We start from the raw sequence: 24162 nt of genomic DNA, 5'->3' as shown, positions 1-24162 counted from the left end.
CTATGTATTTGGTAGTAGGAATATTAATTTGGGTGCCAGTCACTCACACTAACACGATAGTTTGAATTAACGCGTTTGTTTAAGTAAACATGAATGTTTGAGTGACTGGCACTGTTATCGAATTTTATACGGATACCTAAATCTAGTCCCCACAACCTATTAACATTCTAAATAGTCCGAATATAACGGAATTAAATGTCTAATGAACCATAAAACGTACTCATACTTTGGCACGATTTTCGATTAGTGACAAAATCCAACATTCTCCGCTATTCAACTTGTGGTAAGTTGTTGTTGTCTAGCAATTCGGACAACTACTAACTTAGGGAGGAATGGAATTGGGGAAAGAAAAATCGATTAGGTTCTTTAGTAGTTTACTAGCTTTCTTCATGGTGTTTACGCTTCTAACGCCAGGATTTGCTTCGGCAAAAACAGAGACTACACTGAAAAAGTCTTCTGTACCGAATGAAAGTATTATGCAGATGAAACAGGCAATTTTTGAGCAGGATCAATTGCTGCAACAAAAGCCTACACTACATCGTGATTTAGAAAAGGAAAAGGGGCAGCATGATGTAGAAGTCATCATCCAACTATCAGAGGAATCAGTTGCTTTATCGGAAGGGAAAAAGAAAGTGAAGGATCTTCCTTTTACCGCATCTGAACGTGCAAAAGCGCAACAAAAAGTAAATGCACAACAAAAGCAAGTTAAGCAAGAAATGAAATTAAAGAAACTGCTTGTTAAAGAGGGGTATACCTTTGAAACGGTTCTAAATGGTTTTTCCGCAACAGTCAAAGCAGATGACCTTAAGAAACTGTTAGACATTAAAGGAGTAAAACTTGTCGAGCCGGTTGTGGAAGTTCATGCTTTCGAAGACACTTCTGTAAATGAAAATGGACAAGTGAGTCCAGCAATGGATACAAGTCAATCATTCTTAGGAATTGAAAAAATTTGGAACAAAGGCTTTAAAGGACAAGGTATTAAAGTAGGGGTCCTCGATACAGGAATCGACTATCATCACCCTGAATTCGATGGCATCTATAAAGGTGGATGGAACTTTATTCCACATGATACGGGTTATGCAAAACCACGTGCTGATGACGATCCTTATGAAACAACGCCATCTGAGCGTCCAAATGATAGACCTGAATTTAACGCAAATGGAAGCTCGTTTTACACCTCTCACGGAACGCACGTAGCGGGTACGATTGCGGCGCTTGGGAACAATGAATACGGCATTTCGGGACTAGCGCCTGCAGTAGAATTGTATGCATACCGTGTACTTGGTGCATACGGCAGTGGTTCGAATGCGGGTGTTATCGCAGGGATTAACAAAGCTGTAGAAGATGGAATGGACGTCATTAACTTATCTTTAGGCGGCGGAAATAACTCTTCTACGACTGCGGATACAATTGCGATTAACAACGCGATGCTAGCAGGAACTGTAGCAGTTTCAGCAACAGGAAACTCTGGTCCGAACCGCGGTACAATTGGAACGCCAGCAGCGGCGGCACTTGGAATTGCTGTTGGAAACACGACAAATCCTGAAGCAATGTACGATGCAAATGTATCTGTTGCAGCAGGCGATTATTCAAACACATCCAACATTAGCCTAATGGGAACAACGTACGGTGTTGAGCTCGAAAAACAACTTGCGGGAGAATATGAGGTCGTTGCAGTTCCAGGAGTTGGACAACCTTCTGATTTTGAGGGGCTTGACGTAGATGGAAAAGTGGCACTTATTTCCCGTGGAGAAATTCCATTTGTCGATAAGATTGCTGCAGCAAAAGATGCGGGCGCAGTGGCAACATTTATTCACAACTTCGGCGGAGGTACGGGCGCACCTGGACCATCTAATGTTTTCCTTGGGGATGATTTCGAATTTATTCCATCCTTCGATATGTCTCAAACAGAAGGGGATGCATTACGTGCAGCACTTGCATCAAACAAAGGAACAGTAACATTTTCAGACTTCAACGTCGCGTATACGACGGGCGATGAAGTAAATAATTCAAGTTCACGTGGTCCAACAACGCCACATTTTGATATTAAACCTGACGTATCTGCACCGGGGACAAACATTATGTCAACGATTCCAATGTACGGAAAAGAAAACCCAGAAGCAGATTACGCGAAAGCCTTTACGCGTAAGACAGGAACATCAATGGCAACACCACATGTTGCAGGGGTTGCAGCGCTTATTATGAACGCAAATCCAGACTGGAATGCATTTGACGTAAAAGTCGCGCTATCCAATACGGCAAAGGTATTAGATACTGATAAATATGATGTATTCGCGCAAGGACCTGGAAGAGTTCAGCCATTTGAGGCAGTATTCCCGAATGCGCTCGCTTATGCGCTAGATACAGTCGTATCTGACGGTGAAGAAGTTGACAACACAAAAGGAACGGTCACATTTGGACATCTTCCTCAAGTCGCGAATGGTGATGTATCAGTAACGAAACAAATTCATGTGAAAAATCTTTCGGCTAACGCGAGTGATTACGATGTTTCAGTAGAAGTAACGAAAGCATTTGGCGATGCGAAAGTTACGGTTGATCAATCAACATTTACGCTTAATGGCGAACAGTTATTAAACGTAACACTTGAAGCACCGAAATCGGATGCACCAGCAGGAAGTGAACTTCTGGGATATATTCACATTACTGACGGCGAAACGAATTTATCATTGCCGTTTGCAGCTGACTTTTCACCGGTCGCGGAAGCGAAATCTGGCATCGAAAACTTCGAACTTTCGGGTTACGACGTATCCTTCCATGCAGATAGCAAAGGAGACCCAGTTCGATTATCATTCGATTTGCACAATAATGTTTTATTCAATTACATTGAGCTATGGGATTTCTTTGATCCATTCGGCGGTTACTATGGCGATGGGTATATCGGGTATCTACATGCTGGCGATTTCTTAGCTGCTGGTAGTTATTACTTGGATATTGATGGTCAATATGCGCCTTGGGGAGGTACTGGTTTGGAGACGATTCCAGACGGTGCATACACAGTAGACTTTACTGGGCTAAATATTGACGAGCATGGAGATGACATTATTTTTGATTGGGATGGACCGCTCTTTGTAAAGAGTACCCAATCTAAGATTGAATCAGCTGAAGCACATGTTGCGGAAGAATCAACTTACGCATTTACAGGAACAGTCATTGACAACTATATCAATTACTCACGCGATGGATTTGGCTATGATGTCAATACGAAACTTACGACAACATTTGAAGCGAAAGATACGGAAGGTAAGGTGATCTCAAGCGGACCTGTGAATCTTTCACAAGATGGTTCATTCGCATTCGATGTAACTGGTCTTGTTGACGGTGAAAATATAGTGACAATCTTCGTTAATGACGCAGCAGGCAATAGTGCTGAAGCTAGCTTTGTCGTTGCATACGAAGAGGAAGTCATTGTTGATCCAGAGCCGGAAGATGTTGAATACGTTGTATCTCCGGACGAAATTGCAGAACAAATTGGCAATAAATCAAAACAAATCATAATCGAAGTTCCAGCATATGACGATGGACTGAACATCGAAATCGACGAAGCAATTGTCGATACGATTGTGAAATCAAAAGCTGATTTAGTTATTGAGAGCAGCGATGGATTCTCATTCGACCTTGCTAGAAATGTGATTGAGAAACTATCAAAAGGAACAGATGGTACATTAACAATTGCACTTACAAAAGAAGATGCGACTGAAGAAAGGGCAATTTCCGATGTTTACGCATTTAACTTTATCGCGGGTGAAGGTTCAGTTATCAACATCGGCAAAGAAAATATTGAGGTGACAATCCCAGTTGACGTTTCAAACGTTGGGAAAACAAATAAACTGACTGTCCTAGACTTAGCGAATAATCGCACGTACAAATTGAAATACAAAGATGGCGTTGCGACATTCAAAGCGGATGGACCGGGTGTATTTGTTGCAGTAGATTAAAAATGCTACGTGCGCAATACGCTTCAATTGCATAAAAAAACGGAAGGCCAATCAATTTAATCATTGATTGGCCTTTGTTTTTTCGAGGATATAAATGGTTATGATTGTGGTTTGCATAGGATCCTACTTGAGAAACGATGGTATAATATTCCTCAACCTTGATATGGTTAAATAAGTAAATGGAGAGGTGATGGCATGCAAATAATCGGTCAAATGCTCATGCTAATTGTTGCATTTAACTTTTTTCATCATGCAATTCGTATGTTTAGGAGTATGACCCGACAAATATATGATGAAAACGCCGTACATCGGCTTCAGTGTAGCAAATGTGAGGAAATACATACGATAACAGGACCTGAAGCTAAGAAATTACGTTGGGCGCCCCGTGTTGAAAAAAGGACGCCTAGAAGTCAAAGCACAGCTTATCGGTTTACTTGCCCTCATTGCCATAAACATGCATCGCAAATCGTGCTGTACGACACGAATGTTACAAAAGGGGCAGGAATGGTACGTGTTCAAATGAACGAAGAACAGAAGCCGTTGCTTATTGAGTTTTTAATCAAAGGGCTACTGCCAGTCATCTTTTTAAGTTCTATCTATCGTTTTTTCTAGTGATATCTTTCAACGACTTTAAAATTCGCAGGAATTACAAATAGGGGGGCGACCACTGGCACTCAAACAAACATGAAAGTTTAAATAAACACGTTTGTTTCAATAAACATGAATGTATGAGTGACTGGCACCAGCATTAATAAATCTTCCCTTTCTAGTCAGAATATATTATAATAGTGGTAATAATTACATTTTACTGATTTAATAGACATATTAAACGGTATAGGTAATTAGATATAAATAGGCTGGTGGATAAGGGAGGAAATGGAATGGTCAAATCGAAAGCTTTTAAGGTTGATGGTGTGTTGGCAATTGAACATTATTTTAAGAATGGTTGCAAGTCGAAAATCTATACCGTGGATGACATATTGTATTCAGAGTATGCGCCAAATACGTTGCTCGACAAATTTTGTATGCGTTATGCATCTACAATGGAAGGACGCCGGCAAGCAGCAAGCGCTTACTTGAATTATCCGAACAAGACGCCAATACTAATTGCACCCTATACAATCGGCGCTTTTCCAACGCATTCATACAAAAGCTTTGATAATGTATGGATATTTAATCACCATTTTCACATCGAAATCATCGAGAAAGATGTGACATCCGTTACATTTGAGGGTGGAATGACCATTAGCCTCAACGTTTCCAAATACACGTTAGTACAGCAAAAACTCCGGCTTCATACGATGATAGACATGTTCAGAAATATAGAAAATAGAAAGGAATGGGGACTGTAATTTGTACATAATCGTCCTTGACAGATGACTAGAAGTTATGTAAGATGAAAATATTCCAAATAAACTTAATATTATTCCTTATCAAGAGTCAGGGGAGGAACTGGTCCTACGATCCTGCGGCAACCATCCTATTTGTAATAAACAAATGCGAAAAGGTGCTAATTCCAGCAAATGTTTAACATTTGAGAGATGAGGAAGAGTGTATGATAGATAAACCTCTTCCTTTGTTGAAGAGGTTTTTTTGTATGGTTCGGTATGACAATGAGTCGTTACAAACCATTAAACCTAGTTTGTGTATTGGTTTTATTCGATTTAATAAATATAATGATAGGAGTTCATTCACATGACAAAAAAGAGAATCTATTTAAACGCGTTTGACATGAATTGTGCAGGACATTATTCCGCGGGATTATGGACACATCCCGATGATCAAGCTTCGACTTATAAAGATGCGGAGTATTGGACGCATGTGGCACAGGTATTGGAAAGAGGTCGCTTTGATGCGATTTTTATAGCGGATGTATTAGGGGTGTATGACGTATATGAAGGATCGCGTGATGCAGCGATTCGGCACGGCGTTCAAGCACCGCTAAATGATCCAGCGTTTGTCGTTCCGATTATGGCGCAAGCAACGAAGCATTTAGGTTTTGGATTAACCGCCTCGACAAGCCATGAACATCCCTACATTTTTGCAAGACGCATGTCGACGTTGGACCATTTAACGAAAGGTCGGATTGGTTGGAATGTCGTCACATCTTATTTGAAAAGTGCTTCCAAAAATATCGGGAAAGAAAATCAAATCGGTCATTCAGAGCGGTATGCAGTTGCGGATGAATATATGGAAGTCGTTTATAAACTATGGGAAGGCAGTTGGGAAGAAGACGCCGTTGTGGTCGATAAAGAAAAGGGCATCTATGCCGATCCGGAAAAGGTTCATGATATCCAGCACGAAGGAAAGTATTTCAAAGTGCCGGGTGCACATTTAAGTGAACCTTCTCCACAACGAACACCCGTCATTTTCCAAGCCGGCGCTTCCAGCACAGGACAGAAATTTGCGGCGAAACATGCAGAGCTTGTATTTATTAGTACCCCAACGCCACAAACGACAAAGCAAACAATTCAATCCTTGCGACAAGAAGCGGAGGCAGCGGGACGAAATCCTGAAGATATCAAAATTATTGCTTCCTTCACGCCAATTATTGGTGAGACACAAGAAGCAGCAAATCAAAAGTTTGAAGAATATAAAAAACATATTAGTTATGAAGGTGCCTTGGCACTATTCGGCGGGTGGACGGGAATCGACTTTTCCGGGTATGACCCTGACGATAAACTTGAATACGTGAAAAGCGAGGCCATTCAATCTGTTGTAGAAAACTTTACAAAAGCAGACCCGAGCAAAGAATGGACGGTTCGCGAGGCAGCGGAATTTGTGGGCATTGGCGGATTAGGTCATGTTGAAGTAGGAACGCCAGAAAGCATAGCCGATGCGATGGAAGCATTGGTCGATCTCGGAATTGATGGCTTTAACATTTCCTATGTTATTTCTCCGGGAACGTTCGAGGAATTTGTCGACCATGTCGTACCCGTTTTACAAGAACGTGGCCTCGTACAGAAAGAATACGAAGAGGGCACCTTCCGAAAGAAACTATTCGGCAATGACCGCTTACCAGAACATCATACGGTGAATCAATATAGAAAGCAGCCTGTTTTAGTTTAATAAAAAAGCGTGTGTCAACCATCTGCTTATTGACTCGCAAATAATAGAAAGAAGACAACCTATTTTGCGATGGGTTGTCTTCTTTTTTTTGTCGTTTAGGTACCAGTCACTCAAACAAACAAGAAATTTTAAATAAACACGTTTGTTTAAATAAACATGAATGTATGAGTGACTGGCACCATAATCTTACTTTCAACAATGAATTGTCATCATTGAAACGAGCATAGCCATATTTGAGAGAAAATTCGTATTTTCGACACAATGTTATTCGGATATTGTGATTTACATCACATAGGGAAAATTGAAAGTTCTTTATTCTTAATTAAACGATTTGTTATTACTGCTGTCGCAAAATTAAAGGAGTGTAAACCATGTTTAATTTGAATAAGGAAAGAGATTTTAATGTGCATCCATTTATTGTGATCTGGGAAGTAACCCGCGCGTGTGCGTTGAAATGTTTGCATTGTCGAGCAGAGGCGCAATATGAAGCCGATCCGTATCAACTATCTTTTGAAGAAGGCAAGCATCTAATTGATCAAATTGCGGAAATGGATAACCCTCTTTTTGTCTTTACGGGTGGGGATCCTTTAATGCGTCCGGATTTGTTTAAGCTTGCCAAGTATTCGATTGAAGAGAAAGGTCTTCCTGTCTCGATGACGCCAAGTGCTACGCCAAAGGTTACGCGTAACGCAATTCTAAAAGCGAAAGCAGTTGGATTGTCACGCTGGGCATTCAGTTTGGATGGTTCTTGTGCAGAAATTCATGACCATTTCCGCGGCACAAGAGGGTCTTTTGATCGCACGATGAAAGGCATCGAATATTTGAAAGAAGCTGGCATTCCGATTCAAGTGAACACAACGATCTCCAAATATAATCTTCATGATCTTGAAGCGATTGCTGAAAAAGTGAAAGAAATGGGTGCGGTTTTATGGAGCACATTCTTCCTTGTCCCAACAGGTAGAGGGATGCAAAAGGACATGGTGAGTGCAGAGGAACATGAAGAAATCATGAAATGGCTTTATCAGATTCAACAAAAAATGCCTTATGGTGTGAAAACGACCGAAGCGCCTCATTATCGAAGAGTTTATTTGCAAGAAAGAAAACGATTAGGTGAGGAAGAAATATTGAAGCGTCCTGATATCCTAGGTCGTGCACCACAGCCAGTGAATGATGGTGATGGGTTTGTTTTTATTAGCCATACAGGTGCGGTTTATCCAAGTGGATTTTTACCAATCGCGTGTGGAAATATACGTGAACAATCGCTTGCAGATATTTACCAAAGTTCTCCTGTTATGAAGGACTTACGTGACAAGTCCAAACTGAAAGGGAAATGCGGTGTTTGTGAATTTAAAAATATATGTGGCGGTTCCAGATCACGTGCTTATGCGGTGACGGGGGACTACCTTGAAAGCGATCCATATTGCGCCTATATTCCAAAAGCATTGAGGGTATGATTGACAATTCAATAGTAGAAAGGAAGTAGTAGTTTTGGAAAAACCTTGTAAGAAAGTAATCATCATTGGCGGAGGCATCACAGGGTTAAGTGCTGCATTTTATACGAAAAAGCTATTTGATGAGCAGCAGATTCCGGTCGACATTACGTTAATTGAAAAAAGTGAGGAATTGGGCGGAAAAATTCAAACGCTACGTAAGGATGGATTTATCATTGAAAGAGGACCTGATGCATTTCTTGCCCGTAAATTACCGATCATTACGTTGACAAAAGAACTTGGGCTTGAGGATGAATTGATTGGTACGAATCCAAATGCAAGGACGAATTATATTTATCATAAAAAGAAATTACATCAAATGCCGCTCGGACTTGTGCTAGGAATTCCGACAAAATTAACACCGTTCATGAAAACGGGATTAATCTCTCCTATAGGAAAGTTACGGGCATCTCTTGATTTATTGCTTCCTAAGAAGAAAATTTTAGAAGACGAATCGCTTGGGCACTTCATCCAAAGACGATTAGGAAAAGAAGTTTTGGAGAATATCACAGAACCTCTTCTTGGTGGGATTTATGCGGGGGATACCGATACGCTTAGTCTTCAAGCGACGTTCCCGAATTTAGTTGAAATGGAACAGAAACATCGCAGCCTGATTTTAGGGATGGCTGCTGGAATGAAAAATCGCCCTGCCTCTGTGAATTTACCTGATGCCGCAAAGAAGAGTATGTTTTTAACTTATAAAAACGGCATGTCAACATTAATAGAAGCGTTGAAAGAAACGTTGAAATCGATCCGAATCATCAAAGGGCAAGGTGTCACTAAAGTCGACCAAAGGGATAATGGCTATCAAGTTCATTTAGATGATCAAACTAAACTTCACGCGGATGGAATCGTCTTTGCATTGCCCAATCACCATGCGGCCTCGTTATTATCAGACGTGGAATCTATTCATTTGTTGGAAAAAGTCAATTACGTTTCTGTCGCCAACGTCTCGTTAACATTCGATAAAGCAGACATTACTTATCCAATGAACGGAACAGGCTTCTTAATTCCCGCGAATGAAGGAACTGTCCTCACCGCGTGTACATGGTCATCGTCAAAATGGCTACATGCGGCTCCAGAAAACAAGTATTTACTAAGATGTTATGTAGGGCGCGAAAAGGATCAACAATGGGTAAAATGGTCAGATGAAGAGATATTGGCAAATGTCCAAAAAGACCTTAAAGATATTATGGGGATAACCGCCACCCCAACGTCCCATACAATCACTCGGGCGATACACTCGATGCCGCAATATCCAATTCATCATCTTGAACAATTGAAAAAAGTTAGGAAGTGTCTCAAAGCACAAAAACCTGGCCTATTCCTCTGCGGGGCGGGATATGAAGGTGTCGGCATTCCGGACTGTATTGAGCAAGGTAAACGTGCGGCTGAGAAGATGGTAGCGTATTTGGCGGTAAATTAAATAGATAAGAGAAAGCTGTTGCATGACTGCAAAAAAGACAATCTGATGAACGATTTGATTGTCTTTTTTGTTTTGTCGTGTCAATTCATCGCATGCTTTTCTATTAAATTTTCATAACGTTGGATTTTGTTTACACGAAAGCTTTTAAAATTACAGTGATAATGTAATTTTAGAAGCTTTTTTCTAGTTTGAGGAAAATATTTTTAAAAATTAAGACAGATAATTTCAAAAAAGCACTTCCAATATGCGATATATTATGTTATATTCAGAATCATTAAAGTCTACCTATAATTTAGTGTAGTTATTATGTTCTGTCTACAAAGGGTTTAGGCAAACTATAATTTATTGAGGAGCATTTCGCTATGGAAGAGATTCATAAAAAGATAAAAAATTTAAGGTTGGAGAAAGAGCTAACTTTAAAGGAACTTAGTGAGGAAACAGGATTATCACTTAGTTTTCTATCGCAAATTGAAAGGGGGGCTTCATCTTTATCGATTACTTCATTAAAAAAATTAGCTGATGCGTTGGGTGTTTCAATGATTTACTTTTTTGCTGAGGAAAATGATGAGGATAATTATTTTTTAAGTAGAAAAGATCAAAAATTATTCAGGATGAACGGAGAAGAACGATTTTATGCCCGACTTTCAGGAACCTTCCATGACAGAAAACTAGAGCCAATGAAAGTAGTTCTCCCTCCATATATGAAAGAAGAACAGGCTTACAGTCATCCAGGTGAAGAGTTTTATTATGTTTTACAAGGAGAAGTTATCTTTTATTTAAATGAGGTTGCATACCATTTGGCGCCGGGAGATACCATTCATTTTCCCTCAGAGATAAAGCACACTTGGGAAAATCCAACTAGGGAAGATGCAGTCATATTAAGCATTACTACACCAATTATTTTCTAATCATTAAAGGAGTGTTGAAGAAATGAGAGTGGCTACAGATATTGGCGGTACATTTACAGATCTCGTATACGTAAGTGAAGAAGGGCAAGTAGGGATTGCAAAAAGTAATACTACGCCTCCTAATTTTGAAAAGGGAGTTATGGATGTCATTCGAAAGGCTGGGGTAGATAAAGAGCAACTGTCGATGTTCATCCATGGGACAACTGTAATAATTAATGCTTTGACTGAAAGGAAAGGAGCAAAAACTGGATTAATAACAACGAAGGGATTTCGCGATATTTTAGAGATTGCTAGAGGGAATCGTCCTGACTTATTCAATGTTCGCTATCAAAAGCCTAAGCCATTTGTTGATCGTCATTTACGACTTGAAGTTGAAGAACGTGTTAACTACAAAGGAGAAGTCCTGTCTGGCTTAAAACGAGAAGATATTGAAAGATGTGTAGACTATTTTAAGCAAGAAGGCGTTGAAGCGATTGCGATTTCATATTTACATTCTTATGTAAATCCTGCACATGAGCAAGAGACAGTTGAGATTATTCAAGAGCTGTGGCCAGAAGTTCTAGTGACAGCTTCTAGCAATATTACTCAAGAGTGGAGAGAGTATGAGCGAACTAACACTGCCGTGTTAAATGCTTACGTTCAACCTGCTGGAACGACTTATATTGATAAATTAGACAAAGAATTACAAGAACATATTGATGTTGGACAGAGATACATTATGCAATCCAACGGCGGTACAACAAGATTTGATAATGCGAAAGAAGCGCCAATTAATATGGTTGAATCAGGGCCAGTAGCGGGTATATTTGGGGCTGCGGTTCTAGGTGAACTCATTGGTGAAGAAAATATTATTGCATTTGATATCGGTGGGACAACGGCGAAATGTTCACTTATTGAGGATGGAGAAGTAAAAGTTTCCACAGATTATTATATTGAAAGGGATAGTCGTAACGCAGGTTATCCTATCAAAGCACCGGTTGTTGATATCGTTGAAATTGGAAATGGTGGAGGTTCTATTGCTTGGATAGACAATGCGGGATCCTTAAAAGTAGGTCCTCAATCTGCCGGAGCTAAACCAGGTCCAGTGGCATATGGACTGGGAGGTACAGAACCGACGACTACAGATGCTAATTTATTAACAGGCCGACTCTCACCTAAAAACTTTGATTATGATGTCGACATGAACCGTGTTCGGGAGGCTATTCAACAAAAAGTAGGTAATCATTTTGATATATCGGCTGAAGAAGCTGCACTCGGTATTATTCGAATCGCAAATTCTAACATGCTGAACGCGTTGAAATTAATTTCAATTCGAAAAGGACATAATCCACAAGACTTTACATTACTTGCATTTGGCGGGGGCGGATCAATGCATGCGCCTGCATTAGCGCTCGAGCTTGGTGTTAGGAAAGTAGTTGTACCAATTGCTTCACCAGTATTTTCGGCTTGGGGAATGTTAATGACTGATCTCAGACATGATTACATCCAAACGTTTATTAAGCGAATGAACGGACTTTCTTTAGATGAAATGAATAACCAATGGAAGAAAATTGAGAAACATGCTCTAGCACATTACGAAGATGAAGGTATGGAAGCGGACAAGGTTGAGTTCCAGCGCTTTGCAGATATGCGTTATCTTGGTCAAGAGCACACAGTAAAAGTACCTGTGCCAAATGGTGATTGGACAGAAGAAGATAAACAATCAATTATTGAAGAGTTTCATCGTTTACACGAGAAAAATTATACATTTAAACTTGAGGACGCCCAAACTGAAATTGTTAATTTGCATGTTATAGCTCTTGGAAAAGTACCTAAGCCAACGATTGGAAAAATCACACGTAATACTTCAATAGAAGAAGCGAAAAAAGAAGAACGGAATGTTTATTATGAGGCAAAAGGTTGGGTGAATACACCTGTATACGACCGAGAAAAGCTGCCGGTAAATAAAGTGATTTCAGGTCCAGCTATCGTTGAAGAAAAAGCAGCAGTTACAGTTATTTACGAGGACCAGCAATTACATTTAGATGCTTATGGCAATATCATTATTGAAATGGAGGAAAAATAATATGACGACCGCTGTAAAAGTTGATCCATTTACATTAGAAATCGTTAAAGATTCATTGTTGGCGGCAGGCGATGAAATGTTTGTCGCGTTAGCAAGAACCTCTATGAGTCCGATTATTTATGAAGTACTTGATTATGCGAGCGGTTTAACAGATGCAAAAGGAAATCTACTCACACAAGGGAATGGCGTTACTGGTTTTATCGGAATGCTAACATTTATGGTAAAAGAGACGTTGAAAAAATACCCGGGGGATAAATTAAAACCAGGCGATGTCATTATCATTAATGATCCATACAATGGGGGAGGTTCTCACCTTTCTGATGTTGGTTTAGTAATGCCTATTTTCTATGAAGGGGAACTCATCGCATTTTCTGCGAATAAAGCGCACTGGACAGAAGTGGGTGGAAAAGATCCAGGTTCGTTTACGAATGACGCTACTGATATTTACCAAGAAGGTCTACAGTTCAATTGTATTAAACTCTATGATGAAGATCGCTTGAATGATGGAATCGTAGAAATCATCCGTTCCAACGTTCGTTTCCCAGATTTATCATTAGGCGATATGTGGGCGCAAGTCGCTGCTCTACGTACAGGAGATAGAAGATTGAAAGAGCTTTGCGATAAACATAGCAAAGCTACGATATTAGCAGCAATTGATTATTTATTAGATCATGGAGAAACGATTTCACGTCAAGAATTGAAAAAGCTACCGAAAGGTGTTTTTGAAGCAGAAGACTATATTGATACTGACGGGATGGGGAATGGACCATTTAAAATCAAGGTAAAAGTAACGATTACAGAAGATGATTTTATTTGTGATTTTCGAGGGAGTCACCCGCAAGTTCCAGGGCCAATGAACTGTTCGTATACTGGGCTAGTATCTGCAGTTCGAGTTATTTTCTTAGCAATGACAAATCCTGAACAAGATGTGAATGATGGAGTCTTTAGACCACTTCAAGTTATCGTGGATCCAAAGTCGATTATGTCAGCAGAACGTCCTGTGCCAGTATCCAATTACTTTGAAACATTACTAGGAAGCTTGGATTTGATTTGGAAGGCTATGGCACCGCATTTACCAAATCGCTTAACTGCCGGACATCATCTTTCGGTATGTTCCGTCACACTGAGCGGGCAACATCAAGACACTAATGATCCGTTTCTTATAGTTGAACCATCTGTAGGGGGATGGGGAGGAGCAGCTGGACAAGACGGAGCTTCAGGACAGTTTTGCGTTGCGGACGGCGAAACATATAACGTACCAGTAGAAGTTGCAGAAACTCGTTATGGTGTGTTAATAGATGAATATAGTTTACGACAAGATGGAAATGGTGCAGGTGCTGGTGAATATATAGGTGGTAAAGGTGTAATTAGAGCTTACCGTGCTATGTCTGATGGTCAAGCAGCAACTATCACTTATGGACGAAATAAGTTTAAACCGTGGGGTATGAACAAAGGAAATGAAGGTTCACCAAACGAGTTTTATATTCATAAAGCGAATGGTGAGGTAGATGGACCGTATGGCGTTTATCCTCGTTATCAATTACAAAAAAATGATGTTGTACGATTAATGACGGGGACTGGCGGAGGCTACGGAAATCCATTAAAACGTGACGCTCAACAAGTCGCGATGGATGTGAAAAATGGTTATTTCACTGTCAATGAAGCTAAAGAACATTTCGGGGTTGAGGTCAATCCGCAAACATTTGAATATGTGGAATTGCCTGTTAGAGATATGGAGGAATCATCATGAAAATAGAAAGACCTGGGATTTCAGAAGAAATTGTCCAAATGCTTTTTCAAAATCAGTTTTCAGGTGCTGAAGTAGAATTTGGTTTTGTTTCTATTCCAGCAGGAGAACGTTTACCAGTGGAAGGGACAACCTCCCATGAGGAACATGAATACTCGTTTATTATCAAGGGGGCTTTAAGCGGGGAAAGTGGAGGAAAGACTTTTGACATTAAGGCAGGAGAAGCTTCCTACATACCCGCAGGAGAAGCGCATTGGTGTGTGAACGAAGGGGATAGTCCGGTAGAACTTGTCTATGCATTAGTGAAGAGTTAATGTAATCACAAATTGGTAGAATAGGAGATTATTGCAATTTCCTATTCTATTCTATTTTAATAATGAAAGGATGTAGGAGGATATGGTACAAACAGATGCAGTGGGGAAAGTAGAGAATGTTAAACAAGGAAATGCAGACAGCTTTCTAGAGCAAGATCAGGCATTAGATGCTATACCAGAATCGGCACGTCAACATTGGATTACTCCTACAATGATTTTTGGAGGACTAGAATTTACCATTCCGGTTCTTATGGTCGGAGCTGCCTTAACGGCAAGTTTTGGTTTATCAAAAATACTGTTGATTTTAATCATTACGTTATTTGGTATACAGTGGGTTGGTAATACACTACAAGGATATATTGGCGCGAAGACAGGGCGTTCTTCATCTGTAATTGCACGTACTAGTTTTGGGTCCGTTCAAGCAAAGGTCATTGTCGGTTTTACAATATTCATCGTTTCATTGGGTTGGTGGGCGTTACAAACTGCAGTAGCGGGAAATGCGATATCAGCGATGTTTGGAATCGATTATCAACATAATTGGATAGGTTGGGCGACTGTTACAGTAATTTGTGGATTGCTTTTTGCATTACCGTCAATCATTGGTTATAGCTCCATGAAATGGACTGATTATATTGCAGTTCCGGCCGGTCTTGTATTAATAGCGGGTGGAATCTATTATGCAATGAGAAATACAGGTTGGGAAACAATCACTTCCTGGCAACCAACGCCAACGATGACAATTTGGGCTGCTATCAGTTTAGTTATAGGTGCGAATGTAGGACAATGGGTTATTGCGTCAGACTATACACGTTATGCTAAACCAACTTGGAAAGACAATATAATCATTCCGAGTGGGATTGTACTTGTCGGTCTTCCTCTTTTCGTAGTCGGAGCTATTATGGCGGTCGGAGTTGGGGATGCTGATATCGTAAACGTAATGATGGGATTAGGGTTTCCGGTGTGGGGCTTTCTAATACTATGGTTTGCGACATGGACTTCTCAGTTAGTAAATAACTATAGTATGGGATTGGCACTGGCAAATATTTTCAATGTAAATTCCGGGAAGGGGAGGGCTCTCTTAACATTATTAGGTACAATTTTGGCGATAATTGTCGCTCTAATGGGAATTCTCGATTACTTTATGGACTTCCTATATATGACGGCTTTATTATATCCGGCTATTGCTGGAGTAATGATAGCTGACTTTTTCTTGGTACGCAAACAAGAATGGGAAGATCATGATGGCTGGAATTGGATGGCAACAATCGCTATGGTGATTGGGATTATTGTTGGGTATGTATCACAATATATAAGTCCGTGGGGTCTGCCTGCTGTTCAATCACTTATTGTATCCATTATTGTTTATGTAATTGCAATGAAAATCAAGAAAAATGTTGCACCAGATCAGTTTACTGTTTGAATAATGTGAAGCTTATCTGAATTAACCCTCGTGAAGAAAACAAAGTAAACGAAAATGGGGTCGTGCCTACATGTAACACATTCGATGTAGGCACGACTTGTATTTCATATCTTGAAAGTTAACCTTCCTCTTTAACATCTTTAACCACCTTCTGGAAGATTGCGTCTTTAATGTTTTGAGTATTTTGGAAGTTTTTATTCAAATCATTTATTGTATAACGACAAAGCTCTTCAATAATTCTAACACTACTCAGAAATTGATTAAAATAAAATGGGACTAACTCTGGATTTATGTTATCCATATCTACACGTAAATGTCCGAGTAGATAGTCAATATCATTGAGAATGATATGTCTTTCATTAATCGCTTCTAATTCAGAATCTAAATCGAACGCTAGACTTCTTAGGCTTTTTTGAAGGTAATCTTTTTTTGTCATGTTTATATTCCTTTCTAAAATGTATTTGATAAAGAATCTTCTTACTTTGTGTTTTATTTTTTCATTTACTCATGTATAAAGTGTTGAAAATCCTAATTTTTAATTAAGTGGAGAAAAGCTGCTGCATTAATATTTATTTGAAAATAGTATTAAAATAACAAAGAAGCTAATTCTAGATATTGTCTAGAAATAGCTTCTTTTCTTATTCGCTTTTTGTACAATTCAGTCCTTTTACTTTGGTGAATAAATTTGATAAAATTTCGAATGTCCAAACTGGGATAAGGCTGATAATGACGCAGTGTTATGCATTTTCAGAATGATTGACCGTATGGAAATAATGAAATACAGAGGTGGAATTTATGAATTTATTATGGGGTATTTTCGGCATATTCGTTGTGCTTTGTATTGCCTTTTTATTGTCGGATGGAAAGAAATCGATTAATTTTAGAACGATTTCAGTTGGATTGGCGATCCAAATCCTTTTTGCATTTATTGTTTTGAAGTGGAAAACAGGAAGAGCTGCACTAGAATGGTTTTCAGGGAAAGTTCAGAATGTCATTGACTATGCGGGTGAAGGGGTTGCGTTTTTATTTGGGCCAGCCGCTGATACAAATGAATTCGGGTTTGTGTTTGCGTTTCAAGTATTAACGATTATTATTTTCTTTTCATCTTTAATATCCGTGTTGTATTATCTCGGAATTATGCAATGGGTCATTAAACTAATTGGCGGTGGGCTGTCTAAACTTCTTGGTACGAGTCGTCCCGAGTCAATTTCCGCGGCTGCCAATATATTCGTCGGTCAAACGGAAGCGCCGCTTGTCATTCGTCCGTTTTTAGCAAATATGACGAGATCTGAATTATTCGCTGTGATGACAGGTGGACTTGCTTCGATTGCAGGTTCAGTTCTTGCGGGCTATGCTTTATTAGGTGTTCCACTTGAATACTTACTTGCCGCAAGTTTTATGGCAGCGCCGGCGGGATTGATTATGGCGAAAATCATGATCCCTGAACGTGACGAAGCGGCTGTTACTGAATTTGACATGGAGAAAGATGGTAGTTCGGTTAACGTTATCGACGCTGCTGCGCGCGGGGCAGGCGATGGTTTGAAGCTCGCGTTAAATGTTGGTGCAATGTTACTTGCTTTTATTGCATTAATTGCCTTGATCAACGGCATGCTAGGCGGCATTGGCGCATGGTTTGGATTTGAAAATCTCACACTTGAAGGCATTTTAGGCATCATATTCTCGCCGCTAGCTTTTGCAATTGGTGTTCCGTGGGCTGAAGCAGTGACGGCAGGTAGCTTCATCGGTCAAAAACTCGTCTTAAACGAATTTGTTGCGTATGCGGCATTTGCGCCTGAAATTCCAGCGCTTTCTCCTAAGACGGTTATTGTCGTCAGTTTTGCACTCTGTGGATTTGCAAACTTAAGTTCACTTGCAATTCTGTTAGGCGGCTTGGGCGAAATGGCGCCGAGCAGACGTCCAGATATTGCACGACTAGGCATTCGGGCAGTTGCGGGTGGAATGCTTGCTTCATTACTAAGCGCAGCCATTGCAGGGATGTTTATTTAAGTAAATACGAGTAAAAAAACGAAAGATGGCATGATCTTTCGTTTTTTAAAATCGATAATTTTCCGATTGCTCATAATAAAGTCGAATGTTAAAATTGAATTAATTATTTGGGCGAGTGAAATTTTTACGATGAATTTTAGACGATAAGGAGCGGTGCAAGTTGAAGCAAAAGTTATTAGACATGCTTGAAAGTCGAAAAGATGAAATGATTCAAATCCGACGTCATCTACATGAAAATCCTGAACTTTCTTTTGAAGAAGAACAGACAGCGAAATATATTGAGAATTTTTATAAAGGGAAAGATGTAGAGGTTCAAACGAATGTCGGAAACGGCTACGGAATTATCGTCACAATTAAAGGTGATAAACCTGGAAAAGTCATTGGTTTACGTGCAGATTTCGATGCATTGCCGATTCACGAAGAAACGGATGTCCCGTTTAAATCGAAAAACGAAGGCGTTATGCATGCGTGCGGTCATGACGGGCATACGGCTTATATGATGATTCTGGCAGATTGTTTGATTCAAATAAAGTCATCGATTGCAGGCACAATCAAAATTATTCACCAACATGCGGAAGAAACACCTCCGGGCGGTGCAAAAAGTATTGTGGAATCGGGTATTTTAGACGACTTAGATGCTGTTTTCGGCACACATTTATTCCCAACAAACCCAGCTGGCGAAATCGGTTATCGTAGCGGTTATGCGATGTCTGGAAGATCGTATTTTAAGTTGGTGATTCAAGGGATAGGTGGACATGGTTCATCGCCACAAAATGCGAATGACCCAATCGTTGCAGGTGCGCATTTTGTAACTGCTGTGCAAACAATCGTCAGTCGGCGAATCAATCCGTTTGAGATGGGTGTTGTCACAATTGGTTCATTTGATGGAAAAGGAACATTTAATGTCATTAAAGACCGCATTGAAATTGAAGGCGATGTCCGCTATATGAACGACAAAACGGCAGAAATCATCGACAAAGAAATGCACCGGATTACGAACGGGATTCAAGAAGAATTCGGCGTTACATGCGAATTAACCTACATCCCAGATTATCCGCCGTTATATAATGATCCTGAAATTACTTCGGAAGTTGCGTCAATTCTAGAAAACGCCAACGACCCGGCGATTACGAAAGTTGCCGAGTACCCAATGTTATCAGGCTCAGAAGATTTCTCGTATTACTTGGAAAAAGTACCAGGCACCTTCTATTATATCGGCTGTAAACCAAAGGGTGTTGAAAAGGCCTATTTTAATCATCATCCTAAATTTGATATTGATGAAGATGCATTGCTCGTCGCCGCGAAATCTGTTGCGCATGTTGTATGGGAGTATGTCGGGGAATAAAAATAAATAGTAGAAGTAAAAAGTCGACAATCGTGTAAGTTGTCGACTTTTTAATTTTTGGATTTCCCTATGCATAGTTCAATTATGCGTAAACAATGTTAAAAGCCCGTCCAATGTTGAAATAACGGGCTTAGCATAATGATAGAATTATGAGCCACAAGTACCTAAACCGATTACAACGCCTTCAACATCCCGCCATCCACAACGAGCGATTGCCCTGTAAGGTAAGTGTTCGCACTGGATGCAAGAAACACGACTATCTTGGCGAATTCCTCCGGCTTACCATAGCGACCTAACGGAATATGTCGATTGTTCATGTCGACTACTTCCTCCATAGAAACCCCTTTTTTATCAGCTGTAATCGTATCGAGTTCAATCAGGCGGTCCGTTTCAATGCGGCCAGGTCCTACAGTATTGACGAGTATGTTGTGTGGTGCCAATTCACGGGCGAGTGACTTTGTAAGGCCCACCATGCCAGAACGGAATGTGTTTGAAAGAATTAAGTGATCAATTACTTCTTTGGTAGAAGAAGAGGAGATGTTGATAATACGACCGAATTGTTGGTCTTTCATATGCGGAATCACTGCCCGGGTTGTCCGAATATAACTGAGCAAATTTTTCTCGAAGGATTCAAACCAGTCTTCATCAGTGACTGCTTCAAACCCACCCGCTTTAGGGCCACCCGTATTGTTAATGAGAATATCAACTGAACCTAGTTTCTGATTGACTCCTTGAAAAAGATTTTCAATATCCTCTCCGGAAGCCATGTCACATGGTTGATAGTAGATTTTTTTATTTCCAGATAGTTGTTTGAGCTCATCTGCTGTTTCATGCAATGATGCTTCGCTCCGACTTGTCAGGAAAACATTTGCCCCTGCCTTGGCAAACTCTAAAGCCGTCGCCCTTCCAAGTCCTTTACTCGATGCCATTACAACAACATTTTTATTTGTTAATTCAAGATCCATCATAATCGCCCCTATCGAATGATTTAATAGACTAATGATCTTATCTTACCAGATGTTTAGGAATATTCTATTAACAATGCATGAGGAACTGTAAGTCACTCATTATTTGTTAAACAAATAGTTGTATTAATATGCAGTAACGGTTATAATTATGATTATTAGTTACAGTTTCGGGAGGGAACGCTATGAGTAGAAAAAAAGTGATTATTATCGGCGCGGCAGGAAGAGATTTCCATAACTTTAATACATATTATCGTGATAACAACGAATATGAGGTTGTTGCTTTTACAGCAGCACAAATTCCTGATATAGATGGTCGTAAATATCCGAGTGAATTAGCGGGGGAATTGTATCCAGCGGGGATTCCGATTTATTCACAAGATGAATTGCCTGCATTAATTCAAAAACTAGAAGTAGACGAGTGTGTGTTTGCTTATAGTGATGTCAGTTATGATGAGGTCATGGGTGTGAGTGCAGTCGTGAACGCAGCGGGTGCGAATTTCACATTGCTTGGGCCGAAAAGTACGATGTTAAAGAGTAATAAACCAGTTATTTCTGTGTGTGCAGTGCGAACGGGAACTGGGAAAAGTCAAACGGCACGAAAAGTGATTGAAACCTTACTTGCGCATAATTTAAAAGTTGTTGCCGTTAGACATCCAATGCCTTACGGAGATTTAAATGCGCAACGCGTTCAGCGTTTTGCAACGGTTGAAGATTTAAAGAAACATAACTGTACGATTGAAGAAATGGAAGAATATGAACCACATGTAGCGCGCGGAAATATTATTTATGCGGGTGTGGATTATGCGGACATTTTAGAGGCGGCGGAAAATGATCCTGATGGATGTGACGTCATTTTATGGGACGGTGGAAACAATGATTTTTCATTTTACGAGCCTGACTTAGCCATCACTGTATTGGATCCGCATCGTCCGGGACATGAGTTGAAATATTATCCAGGTGAAGTTTGTTTAAGAACGACAGACGTTGCGATTATTAATAAAGTAGACAGTGCATCTGCTGAAGCAGTGGAGATTGTGGAGAATAATATTAAATTCGCAAGTCCTGAGAGTACGATCATTAAAGCCGAATCAACAATTACAGTCGATCATCCTAAAAGTATTGTTGGAAAACGTGTACTTATCGTTGAAGACGGCCCGACGTTAACGCATGGGGAAATGCATCTCGGTGCTGGTTCAGTTGCGGCGGAACGTCTAGGTGTGAAGGAAATCATTGACCCACGTCCTTTTGCAGTAGGCTCTTTAGTAAATACTTTTGATAAATTTGACCATATTGGCAACGTTCTTCCAGCGATGGGGTACGGGGAACAACAATTGAAGGACTTAGAGGAAACGATTAACAACGCTGATTGTGACGCAGTGATTATTGGCACGCCAATGGATTTATCTCGAGTCATTTCGATTAACAAACCTTATACACGTGTGCATTATGAGTTGGATGAAGTAAGTAGTCCGAATTTGAAGGATGTATTAGAAAGCTTTATTAAGGAAAAGATGTTGGTGAAATAATTAATAAAGACATGAAGGAAGCTGACGATACAACAAATTGTCAGCTTCCTTTTTCAATTATTCTAGCTTTAGAGCGGAACGCGAGGATTTAACACGAGTGATTTCTTTTCACCTTCAAATACATTTTTCAAATGATCAAGAACAGTTAAATACACGAGTCCGCTACCTTCCAATTTCGGCGAAAAGCCTAATGGTACTGTTCTTTTAATCAGTTGTGCATACAGTTCCGGTTCAGTCAGTTCGCGTTCGAAACTGTCGTTCACTAAATTTTTAATTAGCGCGAGTGCACCGGATACGTGGGGGGCTGCCATTGATGTGCCGCTTAATGTTGCATATTTTCCATTTAAATAGGTTGATAGAATTTCTTCGCCTGGCGCAACTACGTCGATTTCATTATGCGAATTCGTGAAGTCGGTCGGATTGCGTTCGTGGTTAATCGCGCCAACGGAAATCACTTCATTGTAATGGCCGGGATAGGCGTATTCATCGGTATCTTCATTGCCATCGCCTTCGTTGCCAGCCGCGCAGACAACAAGAATATTGTGCGCAATTGCCTTTTTTATTGCTTCGTGCAGTTCAGGCACATCTTGCGGTCCACCTAATGACATGGAAATAATATCCACTTTTTGTTCGATTGCATAATGAATGCCTTGAATAATCCAATCATATTGTCCGGCCCCTTTTTTATTTAACACCTTTACAACGAGCAAGTTTGCTTCGGGGGCGACGCCGATGACCCCTTTTTTATTCTCCTGGGCGGCAATTGTGCCAGCGACATGCGTGCCGTGCCCATTGTAATCTAAGAATATATCTGGATTGCCTCGATCATCGTCGGTAAAATTCCGACCCCCGATAATTCGTTCATTTAATTCGGGATGGTTATCGCAACCTGTGTCTAGAACGGCTACGGTAATCCCTTTTCCTTTAGTTGTCGGCCAAATTTTCGGCGCCTGAATCAGTTCAACACCTGTAGGTACTTCATTAGCTTCCGCTACGTTCACAATCACTTTATGAGGAATCAAGTGCACATAATTTGCCAAAATAAATCCTCCTTTAGGTTTATAGTTAAAACACGTTAAAACTGCTGTAGGAGGGGGCTGAAAGTCATGCTTTCTGCATAAGTCTAGTTAACTAGTCATTATGGGGAAGGTGCCCAAATGAAAACAAGAGCTAAACCGCGTTGTTGTAAATAAATGGTGTCATTTAAATTTGTAAATCTATTAAAAAAGTGTTCATATACTAGAAAAGTTAACATACAATAAGAAGGGATTGGGCGTTTGTCATTGAGCATTCAGTCCTACAGCAGTCCTAATCCTCACTTTCTTTTACCTCGTACGACGGTGTATCTATGTTTGGTACAGTAAAAATGTTTTCCTAAGAAAAGAAGTAATTGTCGACACTTTTGCCGAGGGAAGACGGTTACTTCTTTCTAGAGAAGAAAAAGATCACCGACAACAACACCGAGATCGCAGCAATCCATCCGCCAGAGAGTTGCAGAAGCAAGCTAAGCGTTTCGTACGTTGTCATTTGATTTCACCTCCTTTAAATGGGAGTGCCTAACAAACCGTCGTACATTTTTAGTAACAAGTTTTTCAAATGAGGAATATAATAAAACGTGTTTGTATAATGTATATGTGCAAGAAATTGGTATATGTCGAATTAATCCAATTAATGCTTAGGAATTTAGTATTCTTTATGAATTTATTAAAAACGTCCATCTACTATTGATAGTAGATGGACGTTTTTTAGCTGTGATAATCTTTCGAAGCGAATGATTCTTTATCCTATTTTACTTGATTTGCCAAAGCTGTTAGAACAACGCTTATGTAAATGTAATCCACATTAGGGGAAGTAATCATCACTTTCACAAAAGTTCACAACGTCCACAGGAAAGAATGCAACGTTTCTATAAAAGTAATCA

Annotated in this window: 17 protein-coding genes and 1 riboswitch; of the genes, 14 read left to right on the top strand and 3 right to left on the bottom strand. The window is 40.0% G+C overall.

All coding sequences use genetic code 11. The annotated features are described in order from the left end of the window. Window positions 1-332 precede the first annotated feature (332 nt). The 11 genes from BI350_RS14820 to BI350_RS14770 all read left to right on the top strand — a co-directional run bounded on the left by BI350_RS14820 (window position 333) and on the right by BI350_RS14770 (window position 16395). Window positions 333-3956, top strand: a complete 3624-nt coding sequence (locus BI350_RS14820; protein ID WP_075528851.1) for a S8 family serine peptidase — start codon at window positions 333-335, stop codon at window positions 3954-3956. 195 nt (window positions 3957-4151) lie between these two features. Continuing rightward, on the top strand, window positions 4152-4568 hold the full coding sequence (locus BI350_RS14815) for a hypothetical protein (protein ID WP_075528850.1): 417 nt from the start codon (window positions 4152-4154) through the stop codon (window positions 4566-4568). A 269-nt stretch (window positions 4569-4837) separates the two neighbouring features. Next, a complete protein-coding gene (locus BI350_RS14810; protein WP_075528849.1) occupies window positions 4838-5308 on the top strand; it encodes a competence protein ComK in 471 nt (156 codons plus the stop codon). A 75-nt stretch (window positions 5309-5383) separates the two neighbouring features. Further along, window positions 5384-5504, top strand: a riboswitch (SAM riboswitch). 147 nt (window positions 5505-5651) lie between these two features. Beyond that, entirely contained in the window at window positions 5652-7025 is a 1374-nt protein-coding gene (locus BI350_RS14805; RefSeq protein ID WP_075528848.1) for an LLM class flavin-dependent oxidoreductase, read from the top strand. A gap of 371 nt (window positions 7026-7396) precedes the next feature. After that, entirely contained in the window at window positions 7397-8479 is a 1083-nt protein-coding gene (locus BI350_RS14800) for a TIGR04053 family radical SAM/SPASM domain-containing protein (RefSeq protein ID WP_075528847.1), read from the top strand. A 34-nt stretch (window positions 8480-8513) separates the two neighbouring features. Next, window positions 8514-9941 (top strand): protoporphyrinogen oxidase, encoded by a 1428-nt coding sequence (gene hemY, locus BI350_RS14795; RefSeq protein WP_075528846.1) that lies wholly within the window; start codon window positions 8514-8516, stop codon window positions 9939-9941. 362 nt (window positions 9942-10303) lie between these two features. Then, window positions 10304-10849 (top strand): helix-turn-helix domain-containing protein, encoded by a 546-nt coding sequence (locus tag BI350_RS14790; protein WP_075528845.1) that lies wholly within the window; start codon window positions 10304-10306, stop codon window positions 10847-10849. 22 nt (window positions 10850-10871) lie between these two features. Further along, window positions 10872-12914 (top strand): hydantoinase/oxoprolinase family protein, encoded by a 2043-nt coding sequence (locus BI350_RS14785; protein ID WP_075528844.1) that lies wholly within the window; start codon window positions 10872-10874, stop codon window positions 12912-12914. A 1-nt stretch (window position 12915) separates the two neighbouring features. After that, the gene (locus BI350_RS14780; RefSeq protein WP_075528843.1) at window positions 12916-14664 is read left to right on the top strand and encodes a hydantoinase B/oxoprolinase family protein; all 1749 of its coding nucleotides are present in this window, start codon (window positions 12916-12918) and stop codon (window positions 14662-14664) included. Beyond that, window positions 14661-14975 (top strand): cupin domain-containing protein, encoded by a 315-nt coding sequence (locus BI350_RS14775; RefSeq protein ID WP_075528842.1) that lies wholly within the window; start codon window positions 14661-14663, stop codon window positions 14973-14975. The genes BI350_RS14780 and BI350_RS14775 overlap by 4 nt, the downstream gene beginning before the upstream one ends. Window positions 14976-15057: 82 nt before the next feature. Next, window positions 15058-16395, top strand: a complete 1338-nt coding sequence (locus tag BI350_RS14770; RefSeq protein WP_075528841.1) for a purine-cytosine permease family protein — start codon at window positions 15058-15060, stop codon at window positions 16393-16395. A 118-nt stretch (window positions 16396-16513) separates the two neighbouring features. Here BI350_RS14770 and BI350_RS14765 read toward each other — a convergent pair whose 3' ends face one another. Then, window positions 16514-16831 carry a hypothetical protein gene (locus BI350_RS14765; RefSeq protein ID WP_075528840.1) on the bottom strand — a complete coding sequence of 106 codons (318 nt, stop codon included), beginning with the start codon at window positions 16829-16831 and terminating at the stop codon, window positions 16514-16516. A 359-nt stretch (window positions 16832-17190) separates the two neighbouring features. Here BI350_RS14765 and BI350_RS14760 point away from each other — a divergent pair, with 359 nt between their 5' ends. Next, complete coding sequence (locus tag BI350_RS14760) at window positions 17191-18402, top strand: NupC/NupG family nucleoside CNT transporter (protein ID WP_075528839.1); 1212 nt, start codon at window positions 17191-17193, stop codon at window positions 18400-18402. 181 nt (window positions 18403-18583) lie between these two features. Further along, window positions 18584-19747 (top strand): M20 family metallopeptidase, encoded by a 1164-nt coding sequence (locus tag BI350_RS14755; protein WP_425423257.1) that lies wholly within the window; start codon window positions 18584-18586, stop codon window positions 19745-19747. A 173-nt stretch (window positions 19748-19920) separates the two neighbouring features. Here BI350_RS14755 and BI350_RS14750 read toward each other — a convergent pair whose 3' ends face one another. Next, window positions 19921-20712 (bottom strand): SDR family oxidoreductase, encoded by a 792-nt coding sequence (locus BI350_RS14750; protein WP_075528837.1) that lies wholly within the window; start codon window positions 20710-20712, stop codon window positions 19921-19923. 185 nt (window positions 20713-20897) lie between these two features. On the opposite strand from BI350_RS14750, the gene BI350_RS14745 reads away from it, so the two are divergent. Beyond that, a complete protein-coding gene (locus tag BI350_RS14745; protein ID WP_075528836.1) occupies window positions 20898-22241 on the top strand; it encodes a cyclic 2,3-diphosphoglycerate synthase in 1344 nt (447 codons plus the stop codon). 68 nt (window positions 22242-22309) lie between these two features. Here the strand turns inward: BI350_RS14745 and BI350_RS14740 are convergent, their stop codons facing one another. Then, complete coding sequence (locus BI350_RS14740) at window positions 22310-23281, bottom strand: S8 family peptidase (protein ID WP_075528835.1); 972 nt, start codon at window positions 23279-23281, stop codon at window positions 22310-22312. Window positions 23282-24162: the final 881 nt, after the last annotated feature.

The organism is Sporosarcina ureilytica, from assembly GCF_001753205.1.
GTDB classification, from domain to species: Bacteria; Bacillota; Bacilli; order Bacillales_A; family Planococcaceae; genus Sporosarcina; species Sporosarcina ureilytica.
The sequence above is the reverse complement of the archived record's forward strand: the minus strand, read 5'-3'. Positions and strand labels throughout refer to the sequence as shown.

Coding starts and splice junctions, on each gene's coding strand:
- BI350_RS14820 (WP_075528851.1), top strand. CDS start 333: ATGGAATTGGGGAAAGAAAAATCGATTAGGTTCTTTAGTAGTTTACTA.
- BI350_RS14815 (WP_075528850.1), top strand. CDS start 4,152: ATGCAAATAATCGGTCAAATGCTCATGCTAATTGTTGCATTTAACTTT.
- BI350_RS14810 (WP_075528849.1), top strand. CDS start 4,838: ATGGTCAAATCGAAAGCTTTTAAGGTTGATGGTGTGTTGGCAATTGAA.
- BI350_RS14805 (WP_075528848.1), top strand. CDS start 5,652: ATGACAAAAAAGAGAATCTATTTAAACGCGTTTGACATGAATTGTGCA.
- BI350_RS14800 (WP_075528847.1), top strand. CDS start 7,397: ATGTTTAATTTGAATAAGGAAAGAGATTTTAATGTGCATCCATTTATT.
- BI350_RS14790 (WP_075528845.1), top strand. CDS start 10,304: ATGGAAGAGATTCATAAAAAGATAAAAAATTTAAGGTTGGAGAAAGAG.
- BI350_RS14785 (WP_075528844.1), top strand. CDS start 10,872: ATGAGAGTGGCTACAGATATTGGCGGTACATTTACAGATCTCGTATAC.
- BI350_RS14780 (WP_075528843.1), top strand. CDS start 12,916: ATGACGACCGCTGTAAAAGTTGATCCATTTACATTAGAAATCGTTAAA.
- BI350_RS14775 (WP_075528842.1), top strand. CDS start 14,661: ATGAAAATAGAAAGACCTGGGATTTCAGAAGAAATTGTCCAAATGCTT.
- BI350_RS14770 (WP_075528841.1), top strand. CDS start 15,058: ATGGTACAAACAGATGCAGTGGGGAAAGTAGAGAATGTTAAACAAGGA.
- BI350_RS14765 (WP_075528840.1), bottom strand. CDS start 16,831: ATGACAAAAAAAGATTACCTTCAAAAAAGCCTAAGAAGTCTAGCGTTC.
- BI350_RS14760 (WP_075528839.1), top strand. CDS start 17,191: ATGAATTTATTATGGGGTATTTTCGGCATATTCGTTGTGCTTTGTATT.
- BI350_RS14755 (WP_425423257.1), top strand. CDS start 18,584: ATGCTTGAAAGTCGAAAAGATGAAATGATTCAAATCCGACGTCATCTA.
- BI350_RS14750 (WP_075528837.1), bottom strand. CDS start 20,712: ATGGATCTTGAATTAACAAATAAAAATGTTGTTGTAATGGCATCGAGT.
- BI350_RS14745 (WP_075528836.1), top strand. CDS start 20,898: ATGAGTAGAAAAAAAGTGATTATTATCGGCGCGGCAGGAAGAGATTTC.